Source organism: Pigmentiphaga sp. YJ18, from assembly GCF_038066655.1.
In the GTDB taxonomy this organism is placed as follows: domain Bacteria; phylum Pseudomonadota; class Gammaproteobacteria; order Burkholderiales; family Burkholderiaceae_B; genus Pigmentiphaga.
Window position 1 is genome coordinate 1,114,387 of the sequence record NZ_JBBUKU010000002.1, and the last position, 15,010, is coordinate 1,129,396.

The 15,010-nt window shown below is 65.9% G+C and carries 11 protein-coding genes; 6 read left to right on the forward strand and 5 right to left on the reverse strand.

The features are described 5' to 3' along the window. Positions 1-6: 6 nt before the first annotated feature. Both aceF and aceE read right to left on the reverse strand, forming a co-directional pair. Positions 7-1,668 carry a dihydrolipoyllysine-residue acetyltransferase gene (gene aceF, locus WKR98_RS19040; protein WP_341434390.1) on the reverse strand — a complete coding sequence of 554 codons (1,662 nt, stop codon included), beginning with the start codon at positions 1,666-1,668 and terminating at the stop codon, positions 7-9. Positions 1,669-1,780: 112 nt separating this feature from the next. Continuing rightward, positions 1,781-4,495 (reverse strand): pyruvate dehydrogenase (acetyl-transferring), homodimeric type, encoded by a 2,715-nt coding sequence (aceE, locus tag WKR98_RS19045; RefSeq protein WP_341434391.1) that lies wholly within the window; start codon positions 4,493-4,495, stop codon positions 1,781-1,783. A 270-nt stretch (positions 4,496-4,765) separates the two neighbouring features. On the opposite strand from aceE, the gene WKR98_RS19050 reads away from it, so the two are divergent. From WKR98_RS19050 to WKR98_RS19060, 3 genes are read left to right on the forward strand one after another with little or no spacing between them, the layout of a single operon-like run. Then, entirely contained in the window at positions 4,766-7,144 is a 2,379-nt protein-coding gene (locus WKR98_RS19050; protein ID WP_124689161.1) for a PAS domain S-box protein, read from the forward strand. Beyond that, positions 7,144-7,767, forward strand: coding sequence for a response regulator transcription factor (locus WKR98_RS19055; protein ID WP_124689160.1), 624 nt, complete (start codon positions 7,144-7,146; stop codon positions 7,765-7,767). Before WKR98_RS19050 ends, WKR98_RS19055 begins: the two co-directional genes overlap by 1 nt. A 25-nt stretch (positions 7,768-7,792) precedes the next feature. Then, a complete protein-coding gene (locus WKR98_RS19060) occupies positions 7,793-8,446 on the forward strand; it encodes an FMN-binding negative transcriptional regulator (protein ID WP_341434392.1) in 654 nt (217 codons plus the stop codon). A gap of 9 nt (positions 8,447-8,455) precedes the next feature. Here the strand turns inward: WKR98_RS19060 and WKR98_RS19065 are convergent, their stop codons facing one another. Then, on the reverse strand, positions 8,456-8,746 hold the full coding sequence (locus tag WKR98_RS19065; RefSeq protein ID WP_341434393.1) for an addiction module antidote protein: 291 nt from the start codon (positions 8,744-8,746) through the stop codon (positions 8,456-8,458). 116 nt (positions 8,747-8,862) lie between these two features. Here WKR98_RS19065 and folD point away from each other — a divergent pair, with 116 nt between their 5' ends. Beyond that, on the forward strand, positions 8,863-9,708 hold the full coding sequence (gene folD, locus WKR98_RS19070) for a bifunctional methylenetetrahydrofolate dehydrogenase/methenyltetrahydrofolate cyclohydrolase FolD (protein WP_341434394.1): 846 nt from the start codon (positions 8,863-8,865) through the stop codon (positions 9,706-9,708). 206 nt (positions 9,709-9,914) lie between these two features. Then, positions 9,915-12,059, forward strand: coding sequence for a M3 family metallopeptidase (locus WKR98_RS19075; RefSeq protein ID WP_341434395.1), 2,145 nt, complete (start codon positions 9,915-9,917; stop codon positions 12,057-12,059). Here WKR98_RS19075 and WKR98_RS19080 read toward each other — a convergent pair. Next, positions 12,029-12,355: a hypothetical protein gene (locus WKR98_RS19080; protein ID WP_341434396.1), complete on the reverse strand. Its 327-nt coding sequence runs from the start codon at positions 12,353-12,355 to the stop codon at positions 12,029-12,031. The genes WKR98_RS19075 and WKR98_RS19080 overlap by 31 nt on opposite strands. Before the next feature lie 150 nt (positions 12,356-12,505). Between WKR98_RS19080 and WKR98_RS19085 the strand changes: the two genes are divergently transcribed. Next, positions 12,506-12,910 carry a helix-turn-helix domain-containing protein gene (locus WKR98_RS19085; RefSeq protein ID WP_341434397.1) on the forward strand — a complete coding sequence of 135 codons (405 nt, stop codon included), beginning with the start codon at positions 12,506-12,508 and terminating at the stop codon, positions 12,908-12,910. 90 nt (positions 12,911-13,000) lie between these two features. Here WKR98_RS19085 and ilvD read toward each other — a convergent pair whose 3' ends face one another. Then, positions 13,001-14,890, reverse strand: coding sequence for a dihydroxy-acid dehydratase (gene ilvD, locus WKR98_RS19090; protein ID WP_341434398.1), 1,890 nt, complete (start codon positions 14,888-14,890; stop codon positions 13,001-13,003). Between the last annotated feature and the right edge of the window lie 120 nt (positions 14,891-15,010).

Consider the following 15,010-nt stretch of genomic DNA (forward strand, 5'->3'; position numbering starts at 1 on the left):
TGCTCCTTACAGCAGGATGCGGCGGTAGTCCGCCAGCACCGAGGCCAGGTAGGCGTTGAAACGGGCGCCGGCGGCGCCGTCGATGACGCGGTGGTCGTACGACAGCGACATGGGCAGCGTCAGTTGCGGCACGAATTGCTTGCCGTCCCACACGGGTTTCATGGCCGAGCGGCTGACGCCCAGGATGGCCACTTCGGGCGCGTTGATGATGGGCGTGAAGCTGGTGCCGCCGATGCCGCCCAGCGACGAGATCGAGAAGCAGCCACCCTGCATTTCCGAGGGCGAGAGCTTGCCGTCGCGCGCCTTCTTGGCCAGTTCGGAGGTTTCCTTGGCCAGCTCCAGGACGCCCTTCTTGTCGGCGTCGCGGATGACCGGCACCACCAGCCCGTTGGGCGTGTCGGCGGCGAAACCGATGTGGAAGTACTTCTTCAGGATCAGGTTGTCGCCTTCCAGCGAGGCGTTGAACTCGGGGAATTTCTTCAGCGCCGAGACCACGGCCTTGATCAGGAACGCGAGCATCGTGACCTTGACGCCGGACTTCTCGTTTTCCTTGTTGAGCTGGACGCGGAAGGCTTCCAGGTCGGTGATGTCCGCATCCTCGTTGTTGGTGACGTGGGGGATCATCACCCAGTTGCGGTGCAGGTTGGCGCCGGAGATCTTCTTGATGCGCGACAGCGGCTTGGCTTCGATTTCGCCGAACTTGGCGAAGTCGACCTTGGGCCAGGCCAGCACTTCCAGGCCGGAACCCGAACCGCCGGCCGCCACGGGCGCGGCGGCGCCGCCGCCAGCCAGCGCTTTCTTGACGAAGTTGCGCACGTCGTCGGGCGTGATGCGGCCCTTGGGACCGGTGGCGGGCACTCTGGCCAGGTCCACGCCCAGTTCGCGCGCGAACTTGCGCACGGACGGCGAGGCATGGGCCTTGGAGGGAGCGTGTTCGGCGGCGGGATCGGCCGGCACGGGCGGCTGCTTGGCCGCGGGGGCCGGAGCCGACGCGGCGGCGGGCGCTTCGGCCTGCGCGGCCGGGGCCGGGGCGCTCTCGGCCTTGGCGGCGGGCGCGGCGGCGGCGGCGCCGCTCTTGACCTTCACGAGCTGGCTGCCCTTGGACACCTTGTCGCCCACCTTGACCAGCACGGCGGTGACTTCGCCCGCCGTCGAGGTCGGGATTTCCATGGAGGACTTGTCGGACTCGACCGTGATCAGGCTTTGCTCGGCCGAGACCTTGTCGCCAACCTTGACCAGCAGCTCGATGACTTCGACGTCCTTGAAGTCGCCGATGTCGGGCACGACCACGGTTTCCTCGGCACCGCCCTGGGCGGGCGCGGCCTGGGGCGCGGGCGCGGCTTCCTGCCTGGCAGCGGGCGCAGCGGCAGCGGCGGGCGCCTCGGCCTTGGCCGGCGCCGCTTCCTGCTTGGGCGCCCCGGCGCCGCCGGCGGCTTCGATCTCGACCAGCGGCGTACCTTCGCTGACCTTGTCGCCCACCTTGACCTTGATGGCCTTGACCACCCCGCCGGTGGCGGCCGGGATTTCCATGGACGATTTGTCGGACTCGACGGTGATCAGGCTTTGCTCGGCCTTGATGGTGTCGCCCACCGAAACCAGGATCTCGATCACTTCGACTTCGCTGAAATCACCGATGTCGGGGACTTTCAGCTCGCTCACATTACTCATTCTGTAGTCTCCAGAAAGCCGGACCCCACCGGCGCCCCCGCCGCAGGCAGGCGCGCGCCGGCCGGGCGGGCAAAACAGGGGCAGTCCCTATCTTACCCATCCCGGCCATCGATCACGCGTGTTGAGGGTTGGCTTTCTCGGGGTTGATGCCGTACTTCTTGATGGCCTCGGCCACCTTCTTCATCGGGATCTTGCCTTCGTCGGCCAGCGCCTTCAGGGCGGACAGCGTGACGAAGTGGCGATCCACCTCGAAGTGTTCGCGCAGCTTGGCGCGGAAGTCGGAACGGCCGAATCCGTCGGTGCCCAGCACGTTGTACGTGCGGCCCTTGGGGATGAACGGACGGATCTGGTCGGCGAAGGACTTCATGTAGTCGGTCGAGGCGACGATGGGGCCTTCGGTCTTTTCCAGGGCTTCGGTCACGTAGGCGACCTGGGCCTTCTTCTCGGTCGGATGCAGCAGGTTGTGGCGATCGACGTCCAGGCCGTTGCGGCGCAGTTCGGTGAAGCTGGTCACGCTCCAGATGTCGGCGGCCACGCCCCAGTCCTTCTCGAGGAGTTCCTGGGCGGCGATGACTTCGCGCAGGATGGTGCCCGAACCCAGCAGCTGGACGCGGTGCTCGGCCTTGGCCTCGCTCTTCTTCAACTGGTACATGCCGCGGATGATGCCCTCTTCGTCGCCGGCCTTCAGGCCGGGCTGGGCATAGTTCTCGTTCATGACCGTGATGTAGTAGAAGACGTTTTCCTGGTCTTCCACCATGCGCTTCATGCCGTTCTGGATGATGACGGCCAGTTCGTGCGCGAAGGTCGGATCGTACGACACGCAGTTGGGGATGGTGGCCGACATCAGGTGGCTGTGGCCGTCCTCGTGCTGCAGGCCTTCGCCGTTGAGCGTGGTGCGCCCGGCGGTGCCGCCCAGCATGAAGCCCCGGGCCTGCATGTCGCCGGCGGCCCAGGCCAGGTCGCCGATGCGCTGGAAGCCGAACATCGAGTAATAGATGTAGAACGGCACCATGATGCGGTTGTTGGTCGAATACGACGTGGCCGCGGCGATCCACGAGCTCATCGCGCCGGCCTCGTTGATGCCCTCTTCCAGGATCTGGCCGTCTTCGGACTCGCGGTAGTACATGACCTGCGCCTTGTCGACCGGCACGTATTTCTGGCCGGCGTGGGCGTAGATGCCGATCTGGCGGAACATGCCTTCCATGCCGAAGGTGCGCGACTCGTCCGGCACGATGGGTACGACGCGCGGGCCGAGCGTCTTGTCACGCAGCAATTGCGTGAGGATGCGGACGAAGGCTTGCGTGGTCGAGATCTCGCGGCCTTCGGCGGTGGGGTCGAGCACGGCCTGGAACGCCGACAGCGCCGGCGCGGGCAGGTGTTCGTCGGCCTTCTGGCGGCGGTGCGGCAGGTAGCCGCCCAGGGCCGCGCGGCGCTCGTGCAGGTACTTCATTTCCGGCGATTCGTCCGCCGGCTTGAAGTACGGCAGGTCGCACAGCTTGTCGTCCGGCACCGGGATGTTGAAGCGGTCGCGGTAGGCGCGGATGATGTCGTCGTCCAGCTTCTTCTGCTGGTGCGCGGGGTTGCGCGACTCGCCGGCGGCGCCCATGCCGTAGCCCTTGATGGTCTTGGCCAGGATGACGGTCGGACGGCCTTCGCTTTTTTGCGCGGCGTCGAACGCGGCATACACCTTGTGGGGATCGTGGCCGCCGCGGTTCAGGCGCCAGATGTCCTCGTCGCTCATGCGGCTGACCATCTCCAGCAGCTTGGGATGCTTGCCGAAGAATTTCTCGCGCACGAAGGCGCCGTCGTTGGCCTTGTAGGCCTGGTATTCGCCGTCGACGGTCTCTTCCATGATCTGGCGCAGGATGCCTTCCTTGTCGCGCGCCAGCAGCGGATCCCAGTAGCCGCCCCAGATGAGCTTGACCACGTTCCAGCCGCTGCCGCGGAACTCGCCTTCCAGTTCCTGGATGATCTTGCCGTTGCCGCGGACCGGGCCGTCCAGCCGCTGCAGGTTGCAGTTGATGACGAACACGAGGTTGTCGAGGTTTTCACGCGAGGCCAGGCTGATGGCGCCCAGCGACTCGGGCTCGTCCATCTCGCCGTCGCCGCAGAACACCCAGACCTTGCGGTTGCTGGTGTCGGCGATGCCGCGAGCGTGCAGGTATTTCAGGAAACGGGCCTGGTAGATGGCCATCAGGGGGCCGAGGCCCATCGAGACGGTGGGGAATTGCCAGAAATCGGGCATCAGCTTCGGATGCGGGTAGGACGACAGACCCTTGCCGTCGACTTCCTGGCGGAAATGGTTGAGCTGGTCTTCCGACAGGCGGCCTTCCAGGAAGGCGCGGGCGTAGACGCCGGGCGAGGAATGGCCCTGGAAATAGACCAGGTCGCCGCCGCGGTTTTCGGTTTCAGCGTGCCAGAAGTGGTTCTGGCCGGTTTCGATCATGGTCGCCAGCGAGGCGAACGAGGCGATGTGGCCGCCGAGGTCGCCGCCATCGGCCGGATGCAGGCGGTTGGCCTTGACCACCATCGCCATCGCGTTCCAGCGAATATAGGAGCGAATGCGGGCTTCCAGGTCCAGCGTGCCCGGATGCGCCGGCTCCATGTGCGGCGGGATGGTATTGACGTAGGCGGTGTTCGGAGAGAACGGGATGTAGGCTCCGGAGCGACGGGCCACGTCGATCAGGCGTTCCAGCAGGTAATGCGCGCGCTCAGGACCTTCGCGATCCAGCACCGCTTCCAGGGCGTCGAGCCATTCTTGGGTTTCCAGGGTATCTTCGTCGTTGGCGGCGGTTATACCGGCCCCGACCTGAGGAAGAGCGGACATACCTGTCTCCTGAGTCTCTGTGACATCCGGACGGCTCGTAGCCATCCAAGGGTTTAGTCGCTGTTGGCGGCCTTCGCCTATGTAAAACTAGGGCCCTCGCAACTCCGGCGCGATTCTAGAAGGCAGCACGCCTTCCAGGCAATAAAAATTTCGCTTTACGATATCATTTACCACGATGTGAAATCTAACACGAAACCTGGATAAAAGCATTCTGCGCTGCAATAAAACAGCGGGCCTCCGAACGCACCACACTGTGCGTAAACTTTCTTCATGTCTACCGTTCATCCTTCCAATATTCCCGCCCCGTTCAAGGAACTGGGGCGCTTGCGCCGGCGCAGCTGGTATTGGCTGACGCCCGCCATCGCCCTGGGCCTGTTCGTCTGCGTCATGGGCTCCATCCTGTGGTGGCTGGACGCCCGCGACGACGCGCAGCGCTACGGCACGCTGGTGCGGGACGTCGACTGGGCGCAGCAATCGATGCGCCTGCGCATGCTGGCGGCGCGCGACCGCATGGGGGCGCTGGGGCGCGACCTGGTGCGCACCAACATGACCGAGAGCCGGTTCCTGGACGATGCCCGGGAACTCCAGGTCGAGCACCCCGAGATCATCCACGTGGCCTGGATCAACGCCGACCGCAAGGCCGTCTGGATCTCGACGCCCGACCGTCGCGCCGGCCAGACCTTCCGCATGAGCGCCCCGGGCGCGGCCGAGCCCGAGGCCTTCCGCGCCTTCGAGATCGCCCGCGACGAGCACCGGCCGGCGTATTCCCGCCCCTATCGCGGCCAGTACAACGAGGTCTACCTGGACCTGTACGTGCCGGTGTTCCAGAACGAACGCTTCCTGGGCACGCTGGCCACGGTGTACTCGGTGGACGCCATCCTGCAGCACCTGATCCCCCAGGAGACCCAGCACAAGTACAAGGTGTCCATCCTGGACGGCAACGAGATGCCGCTGGTGTCCTCGTCGTCGCGCGCGGACAAGGGCGCCATCAACGCCTATGAAGTGCCGCTGGACCCGCCGGGCAACGGCATGATGCTGAGCGCGCGCGGCTACCGCACGCAAACCGACACCTCGCAGACCATGCTGGTCTGGGTGGTGGTGTCGCTGTCGGCGGTCATCATATGGAGCCTGTTCGCCCTGTGGCGCCACACCCGCTTCCGCTCCCAGGCCGAGCAGGCGCTGATCGCCGAAACCGCCTTTCGCCGCGCCATGGAAAACTCCATGCTGACCGGCATGCGGGTGCTGGACATGGAAGGCCGCATCACCTATGTGAACCCGGCCTTCTGCCGGATGATGGGCTGGGACGAGGCCGACCTGCTGGGCCGGCCCCCGCCCTACCCCTACTGGCCCCAGGGCGACCACGCCGCCCAGTGGCGCAACACCGAGATGCTGCTGTCGGGCAATGCCCCCAGCAGCGGCTTCGAGATGGAGGCCCAGCGGCGCGACGGCTCGATCTTCTTCGCGCGGATGTACGTCTCGCCCCTGCTCGACCAGCGCGGCGTGCAGACGGGCTGGATGACGTCCATGACCGACATCACCGAGCCCAAGCGCATCCGCGAGGCCCTGGCGGCGGCCCACGAACGCTTCATGACGGTGCTCGAGGGGCTGGACGACGCCATCTCGGTCACGGCCGAGACGCCCAAGGGCTCGGAGCTGCTGTTCGCCAACAAGACCTACCGACGCGTGCTGGGCTCGCAGCCCACCGGGCACGACGAACTGTCCGCCGGCCGGCGCGGCCGTTTCACAGATGAAGCAATCGAGGTGTATTCCTCGTCCACCCACCGCTGGTTCGAGGTGCGCCACCGCATGCTGCAATGGGTGGACGGCCGCCGGGTGCGGATGCAGGTGGCGCGCGACATCACCGAACGCCGGGCCTCCGAGGAAGCCTCCCGCGCCCAGCAGGAGAAGATCCAGCTCACCAGCCGCCTGATCACCATGGGCGAAATGGCCTCGTCGCTGGCGCACGAGCTGAACCAGCCGCTGACGGCCATCAACAACTACAGCATGGGCGTGGTGGCGCTGGTGCGCGCCGGCGATACCGACCCGGCCAAATTGCTTCCGGCCCTGGAAAAAACCACCGCACAGGCCCAGCGTGCAGGTATGATCATCCGCCGCATACGCGAATTCGTGAAACGGAGCGAGCCCAAGCGCCAGCGGGTAAGCCTGTCCACGATCGTGGATAATGCGGTCGGTTTTGCCGGGATCGAGTCCCGGACCCGGCGGATCGATATCATTCAAAAAATACCCGAACAGTTGCCGGACGTTCTTGCCGATCCCATCCTGATCGAACAGGTGGCCCTGAACTTGATGAAAAACGGCCTGGAGGCCATGCAGGAATCAGACGGGCGGGAACTGCTGGTGGAAGCAAACGTGCGCGAGGACATGGTAGAAGTGGCAGTCACCGATACCGGCCATGGGCTGGCCGATCCCGAACGGCTGTTCGAGCCTTTCTACAGCACCAAGTCGGAAGGCATGGGCATGGGCCTGAACATCTGCCGCACGATCATCGAATTCCACCACGGCCGGCTGTGGGCCGAAGCCAACCCCGCCGGAGGCACGATCTTCAAGTTCACGCTTCCGTGGGTACGCCCGATCCTGCCGACCGGACCGGCGCCCAAACTGGAATCCGCACCCAAGGAGCTTACCTGATGAGCAATACGCCCCAATCCAGCACGGTCTTCATAGTCGACGACGACGAAGCCGTGCGAGATTCTCTCCGATGGCTGCTCGAAGCCAACGGTTACCGGGTACGGGCCTACGAGAGTTCGGAACGTTTCCTGGCCGAGTACGACCCCGAGGTGATCGGCGTGCTGATCGCCGACGTGCGGATGCCGGGCATGACCGGGCTCGAGCTCCAGGAACAACTGCTCGCCCGCAAATCCACCCTGCCCATCGTCTTCATCACCGGCCATGGCGACGTGCCCATGGCGGTCTCCACCATGAAGAAAGGCGCGGTGGATTTCCTGGAAAAACCCTTCAACGAAGCGGACCTGCGCCAGATCATCGCCAACATGCTGGAACAGGCCCATTCGCGCGCGGCCGACGAAGCCACCCGGCGCGGCCACGAGGCCCTGCTGGCCCGGCTGACCGTGCGCGAGCAACAGGTGCTGGAACGCATCGTGGCCGGGCGCCTGAACAAGCAGATCGCCGACGACCTGGGCATCAGCATCAAGACCGTCGAGGCGCATCGCGCCAACATCATGGAAAAGCTGCAGGTCACGACCGTGGCGGATCTCATGAAGGTCGCCCTGCACCATCGGCCGCAGGGGTAACCCGCCGCCCGATACCCAGCCAACTATGTATTTGCCGCCGCATTTCGAGCAGACCGACACGGACAGGATCCGCGACCTGATACGCACCTGTCCGCTCGGCATGCTGGTTGCGGCGGGACCGCAGGGGCTGGATGCCAATCACCTGCCCTTCATCCTCGACCCCGACCGCGGTCCGCACGGCACCCTGCTGTGCCACGTGGCGCGAGCCAATCCGGTCTGGCGGGAACTGGCGGATTCCCAGGCCGAGAGCCTGGCGGTCTTCCAGGGCCCCAGCGCCTACGTATCGCCCAGCCTGTACGAAACCAAGCGCACGACCCACGAAGTCGTGCCCACCTACAACTACGCCGTCGTGCACGCCCATGGACGGATCATCGTGCATGACGATCCGCGCTGGGTGGCGGGCGTGGTGGGCCGGCTGACGCGCATGTTCGAGCAGGGACGCGACGCCCCGTGGAAGATGAGCGACGCGCCGCCCGCCTTCCTGGAAGAAAGGCTGTCGGCCATCGTCGGGCTGGAAATGCCCATCGCGCGTCTGCAGGCCAAGTGGAAGATGAGCCAGAACCGCAACGAGGCCGACCGGCGGGGCGTGGTGGCGGGCCTGGACGCGTCCGGGCGGGACGGGGACAGGGCCGTGGCGGCGGTGATGACGGCGGCGGAAAAAGCCTCGCCGGCAGACTAGGACGAGTGGCTATCTGGACAAGGCCCGCGCAGGCGACGCCGAAAGACGCATCCCCACCGCATCCAGAACAGCTATGAGGGTGTTCAACGTGGGATTGCCGTTGGGCGACAAGGCCCTGTAGAGAGCCTCGCGCGTGATGCCCGCCGACCGTGCGACGGCCGCCAGGCCACCATAGGCCTCAGCCACATCGCGCAATGCCAGCAAGCCCACAGCCCGGTGCCGGGAGCCCTCCATTTTTTCCAACGCCGCTTTCAGATACTCGACGGCGAAGTTTTCGCATGCTGCCTCCGGCAACGGCATCTGCCTATTCGTTGCGAGACAGGAATGCCTCGCAACGCCCGCCCCTCCCCCGTGCGCTAAAATGCCCCAGGCGCCCGCGCCCTCGTTCCTCCACCCCTCTTCGCCTTCACACCGCCATGCCCGCACGCCTCATCAACGGCAACGAACTCTCCAAGCAGATCCGCTCCGACATCGCCCAGCGCGCCGCCGAGCTCACGCGCCAGGGCACGCGTCCCGGCCTGGCGGTGATCCTGGTGGGCGAGGATCCGGCCTCGCACGTGTACGTGCGCAACAAGGTCAAGGCGTGCCACGACGCGGGCTTCCATTCGGTGCTGGAAAAATACGAGGCCACGATGACCGAGGCCGACCTGCTGGCCCGCATCGACCTGCTCAACCATGACCCCGCCATCCACGGCATCCTGGTGCAGATGCCCCTGCCCGGGCACATCGACCCGCACAAGGTGATCGAGGCCATCTCCCCCCGCAAGGACGTGGACGGCTACTCGGTGCTCAGCGCCGGCGAACTGATGACCGGACTGGACGGTTTCCGTCCGTGCACGCCCTACGGCTGCATGAAGCTGATCGAAAGCACCGGCTACGACCTGCGCGGCAAGCATGCCGTGGTGATCGGCCGCAGCAATACCGTGGGCAAGCCGATGGCGCTGCTGCTGTTGCAGGCCAACGCCACGGTCACGGTGTGCCACAGCGGCACGCCCGACCTTGCCTACCACACCCGCCAGGCCGACGTGGTGGTGGCCGCCGTGGGCCGCCGCAACACGCTGACCGGCGACATGGTCAAGCCCGGCGCGGTGGTGATCGACGTGGGCATCAACCGCGACGACGAAGGCAAACTGTGCGGCGACGTGGACTTCGCCAGCGTCTCGGAAGTGGCCGGCTGGATCACGCCGGTGCCGGGCGGCGTCGGTCCCATGACCATCACCATGCTGCTGGCCAACACGCTGGAATCCGCCCAGAGGGCATGAGCCCTGCGCGCCGCCCCCCAGGGACGAAGATAAGCACAGAGCCCCCAGCGCCTATTCGTTGCATGGGCACAGCGGATCCGGCTCCGCCGGTCCGCCAGTGCCGCCCCCTGGGGGACGCGCGAAGCGTGTAAGGGGGGCACTTCCCCCTGGATTTTCCTTGTTTCGCCCCCATCTATGGGGCACAGTCAGCATTCAGGAGTTTCTCCATGGCGCAAGCGTCCGACCTCCCCTCTTCTTCCCCCCTGGCCGGCAATCCGCTCATGGACCTGTCGGGCCTGGCTCCGTTCGATGCCATCCGCCCGGAGCACATCACCCCCGCGATCACGGCCCTGATGGAGCGGGCGCAGCAGGCGGTGGACAAGCTGGAGGCCGACCAGGCGGCGGATGCGCCGGCCACCTGGCAAAGCGTGGTCGAGACGCTGGATGAAGGCACCGAAGGGCTGTCGCGGGCCTGGAGCGTGGTCGGGCACCTGAACTCGGTGGCCGACACGCCGGAGCTGCGTGCCGCCTACGGCGAGAACCTGCCGCGCGTGACCGAGTTCTGGGCCGGCCTGGGCCAGAATCAGGCGCTGTACGAACGCTACAAGAAGCTGGCGGCGGGCAAGGAATTCCAGCACCAGACGCCGGCCCGCAAGAAGCTGATCGAGAACGAGCTGCGGGGCTTTCGCCTGGGCGGCGCCGAACTGCCCGAGGCCGCCAAGCCGCGCTTCGCCGAGATCCAGGAGCAGCAGGCCACGCAGTCCAAGGCCTTCTCCGACCACGTGCTGGATGCCACCAATACCTACGCGCTGATCGTGCGCGACGAGGCCGAACTGGCCGGCCTGCCCGACGACGTGAAGGAAGCGGCGCGCGAGGCCGCCAGGAAGGCGCCGGCCAAGGAAGGCGAGGCCCGGGACGACACGCCGGCCTGGAAATTCACCCTGCACTTCCCCTCGTATTTCCCGGTGCTGCAATACGCCGACAATCGCGCGCTGCGCGAAACCATGTACAAGGCGCACGTGACACGCGCCTCGGAACTGGGCCCCGAGTACGGGCAGGGCCAGGCCGAGTGGGACAACACGGCCATCATGCTGGACCTGCTGCGCCTGCGCCGCGAAGAAGCCGGCCTGCTGGGCTATGCCAACTACGGCGAGGTGTCGCTGGTGCCCAAGATGGCCGACACTCCCGAGCAGGTGCAGAAGTTCCTGGCCGAGCTGGCCGAGCGCGCGCACCCCTATGCCGAGCGCGACCTGCGCGAGCTGCGGGAATTCGCCGCCGCCGAACTGGGCCTGGGCGAACTCGAACCCTGGGACATCGCCTACGCGTCCGAGAAGCTGCGCCAGGCGCGCTATGCCTTCTCGGAAAACGAGGTCAAGCAATACTTCCCCGAGCCCAAGGTGCTGGCGGGCCTGTTCAAGGTGATCGAGACGCTGTTCTCGGTCCGCATCCGCCCCGACAGCGCCCCGGCCTGGCACCCGGACGTGCGTTTCTTCCGCGTCGAATCGGCCGCCGGCACCCTGCTCGCCCAGTTCTACCTGGACCTGTACGCGCGCGACGGCAAGCGCGGCGGCGCATGGATGGACGACGCCCGCACCCGCTATCGCCGTCCCGGTGGCCAACTGCAGACGCCGGTGGCCTATCTGGTCTGCAATTTCACGCCGCCCAGCGGCGGCAAGCCCTCGCTGTTCACGCACGACGAGGTCATCACCCTGTTCCACGAATGCGGCCACGGCCTGCACCACATGCTTACGCAGATGGAAGACCTGGGCGTGTCGGGCATCAACGGCGTGGAGTGGGATGCGGTCGAGCTGCCCAGCCAGTTCATGGAGAACTTCTGCTGGGAATGGGCGGTGCTGGAGCAGATGACCGCGCACGCGGAAACCGGCGCCCCCCTGCCACGTACCCTGTACGACAAGATGGTGGCCGCCAAGAACTTCCAGGGCGGCCTGATGACGCTGCGCCAGGTCGTGCTGGCCGCCACCGACATGCACCTGCACACGGACTACGATCCGGACGGCCCGCAAAGCGTGCTGGCCCTGTCGCGCGCGGTGAACGATCGCATGCACGTCCTGCCCCAGCCGCAAGTCTCGCGCTGGATCAACACCTTCAGCCACATCTTCGCCGGCGGCTACTCGGCCGGCTACTACAGCTACAAGTGGGCCGAAGTGTTGTCGGCGGACGCCTACGCGGCTTTCGAGGATGCCGCCACCGAGGACACGCTAAGGCCCGAGGTGGGGGAACGTTTCTTGCGGGAGATCCTGCAAGTAGGCGGCAGCCGGCCCGCGATCGAGTCGTTCCGCGCCTTCCGCGGACGAGAGCCCAGCATCGAGGCCCTGCTGCGTCACAGCGGCATGGCCGACGCCGTGTCCTGATCCCGCGCGATCAGCAGCTTCACCGCCGCGAGGCCTTCGGAAAGAAGACTGTGCAGCGACGGCGTGTCCGGGAACTCGAGCAAGGGCCGGGTCCCGTACCGCTGCGCCAGCTCGCGGGCGATCGGCACCGCGATCAGCACATGGCGTCGCCGCGCATGGGCATGGCCCGAGAAGGGAAACAGCTGTTCCAGCGCGGCGATGTTCCAACCGCGCGGTACGAAGATCCACGCGATGTGGCCGTCCTGGTCGATCCCGCTGAGTACCAGCAGTTCCGTCACGCCTTGGTGTTTTTGCATGGCACGCAATCCCCCGTCGCTTCAGGAGAGTGTCGCTAACGCTTCTCCCGCCTAGTGCAATTATTCGTTTTTGCTTTTTACGCAAAATATACACGAATAATTTGCGCACCACGCTTTGCGTGCTGAGCAAGGCATTCGGACAATCACGCCATGGACATAGGTTCGGCGATCCGATACACGCGCGAGAAACTCGGGCTCAAGCTCGAGGCCGTCGCCATGGAGGTCGGGACCGATGCCGGCAATCTTTCCCGCATCGAAACCGGCAAGCAGAAGCCGTCCATCGTGCGTCTGGAGAACATCGCCCGGGCCATGAACGTGGGCGTGACCGATCTTTATGCCCTGGTCGAGAACGTCCGCGTGCTTCCCGCCACCTCGGAACTGCGTGACGGCGACGAGCTTCCCTACGCCGACGACACACGCGCCCTGCGCCGCAGCTTCGCCACGCTGGACGCGCGCAGCCGCAGGCTGGTGATCGAATTCGCCAAGCTGCTGAACCGTGTGGAAAAGGAAGAACAGGCCAACCCTTCCAAGGAAGGACCGCCCCTCTCGCCTTGACCGGCCATTGCGCCAGAAAACAAAACGGCCTTGCTTTCCAGGAAAGCGAGGCCGTTTTTCTTGCCACTACCCCCCAAAGGGGAGCGCGCGTCAGCGCGTACGGGGGGGTTTCAACTGCGAGATGTCGCGCACGGCGCCACGATCAGCCGAGGTGGCCATCAGGCCGTAGGCCTGCAAGGCCTGCGACACGACACGCTGGCGGTCGACCGGCTGCCAGGCCCTGTCGCCGCGCGCCTCCATCGCTTCGCGGCGCCTGGCCAGCTCGGCGGCATCCACGCGCAGGTTGATGCCGCGGTTGGGGATGTCGATCTCGATAATGTCGCCTTCTTCCACGAGTCCGATGGCACCGCCCTCGGCCGCCTCGGGCGAGGCATGGCCGATCACGAGGCCCGAGGATCCGCCCGAGAAGCGGCCGTCGGTCAACAGCGCGCAAGCCTTGCCCAGACCCTTGGACTTGATGTACGAGGTCGGATAGAGCATTTCCTGCATGCCCGGACCGCCCTTGGGTCCTTCGTAACGGATGATGACCACGTCGCCGGCATGCACCGTGTCGCCCAGGATGCCGTCCACGGCGTCTTCCTGGCTTTCGAAGATGCGCGCCTTGCCGGTGAACTTCAGGATGCTTTCATCGACGCCCGCGGTCTTGACGATGCAGCCCTTCTCGGCCACGTTGCCGTACAGCACGGCCAGGCCGCCGTCCTGCGAATAGGCATGGGCCTTGTCGCGGATGCAGCCGGCTGCGCGGTCCAGGTCCAGCTTGTCGAAGCGCTTGTCCTGGCTGAAGGCCGTCTGCGTGGGCACGCCGCCGGGCGCGGCGCGGAAGAAGGCGTGGACGGATTCGTCGGCGTTCGTCTTGACGTCGTGCGCGGCGATGGCCTCGCCCAGGGTCTTGCTATGCACGGTGGACACCGAGGTATCCAGCAGGCCCGCACGGTCGAGTTCGGCCAGGATGGACATGATGCCGCCCGCGCGGTGCACGTCTTCGATGTGGTACTGCTGCGTGGCGGGCGCGACCTTGCACAGGCAGGGCACGTGGCGCGAGATGCGATCGATGTCGCTCATCGTGAAGTCCACGCCGCCCTCCTGCGCCGCGGCCAGCAGGTGCAGCACGGTGTTGGTGGAGCCGCCCATGGACACGTCCAGCGCCATCGCGTTGGTGAACGCCGCCTTGGTGGCGACGTTGCGCGGCAGGACCGAGGCGTCTTCCTGTTCGTAGTAGCGGCGGCACAGCTCGACCGCCACGCGGCCGGCGCGCAGGAACAGATCCTTGCGGTCGGCGTGGGTGGCCACCAGCGTGCCGTTGCCCGGCAGCGACAGGCCCAGGGCCTCGGTCAGGCAGTTCATGGAGTTGGCGGTGAACATGCCCGAGCACGAGCCGCACGTGGGACAGGCCGAACGCTCGTAGTTCTCGACGTCCTCGTCCGACACGCTGGGGTCGCCGGCCTTGATCATGGCGTCGATCAGGTCCACCTTGATGATCTTCTGGCCGTTCACGTCCTGGGCGGGGTGATAGGCCTCGATGACCTTGCCCGCTTCCATCGGGCCGCCCGACACGAACACGGCCGGGATGTTGAGCCGCATGGCGGCCATCAGCATCCCCGGGGTGATCTTGTCGCAGTTGGAGATGCAGACCATGGCGTCGGCGCAATGGGCGTTCACCATGTATTCGACCGAATCGGCGATCAGTTCGCGCGAGGGCAGCGAATACAGCATGCCGCCGTGCCCCATGGCGATGCCGTCGTCCACGGCGATGGTGTTGAATTCCTTGGCGACGCCACCGGCGGCCTCGATTTCGCGGGCGACCATCTGGCCCAGGTCCTTCAGGTGCACGTGGCCGGGCACGAACTGGGTGAACGAATTGACGACCGCGACGATGGGCTTGCCGAAATCGCCGTCCTTCATGCCGGTCGCGCGCCAGAGCGCACGTGCCCCGGCCATGTTGCGACCATGGGTGGAGGTATGGGAACGGTATTGCGGCATGGCGGGACTCGCAAAGAGAATGACGAAACACTCTAGTATAGGGCGGAAAGGGCCTGCCCGCCCCGCGCTATCGATGCATCCGGATGCATGGCTTACGCCAATTAATAAAAATCATTATCA

Excerpts from the sequence above, each read along its gene's own strand:
- WKR98_RS19080 (WP_341434396.1), bottom strand. The coding sequence starts at position 12,355 with ATGCAAAAACACCAAGGCGTGACGGAACTGCTGGTACTCAGCGGGATC.
- ilvD (WP_341434398.1), bottom strand. The coding sequence starts at position 14,890 with ATGCCGCAATACCGTTCCCATACCTCCACCCATGGTCGCAACATGGCC.
- WKR98_RS19085 (WP_341434397.1), top strand. The coding sequence starts at position 12,506 with ATGGACATAGGTTCGGCGATCCGATACACGCGCGAGAAACTCGGGCTC.
- WKR98_RS19065 (WP_341434393.1), bottom strand. The coding sequence starts at position 8,746 with ATGCCGTTGCCGGAGGCAGCATGCGAAAACTTCGCCGTCGAGTATCTG.
- aceE (WP_341434391.1), bottom strand. The coding sequence starts at position 4,495 with ATGTCCGCTCTTCCTCAGGTCGGGGCCGGTATAACCGCCGCCAACGAC.
- WKR98_RS19055 (WP_124689160.1), top strand. The coding sequence starts at position 7,144 with ATGAGCAATACGCCCCAATCCAGCACGGTCTTCATAGTCGACGACGAC.
- folD (WP_341434394.1), top strand. The coding sequence starts at position 8,863 with ATGCCCGCACGCCTCATCAACGGCAACGAACTCTCCAAGCAGATCCGC.
- aceF (WP_341434390.1), bottom strand. The coding sequence starts at position 1,668 with ATGAGTAATGTGAGCGAGCTGAAAGTCCCCGACATCGGTGATTTCAGC.
- WKR98_RS19060 (WP_341434392.1), top strand. The coding sequence starts at position 7,793 with ATGTATTTGCCGCCGCATTTCGAGCAGACCGACACGGACAGGATCCGC.
- WKR98_RS19050 (WP_124689161.1), top strand. The coding sequence starts at position 4,766 with ATGTCTACCGTTCATCCTTCCAATATTCCCGCCCCGTTCAAGGAACTG.
- WKR98_RS19075 (WP_341434395.1), top strand. The coding sequence starts at position 9,915 with ATGGCGCAAGCGTCCGACCTCCCCTCTTCTTCCCCCCTGGCCGGCAAT.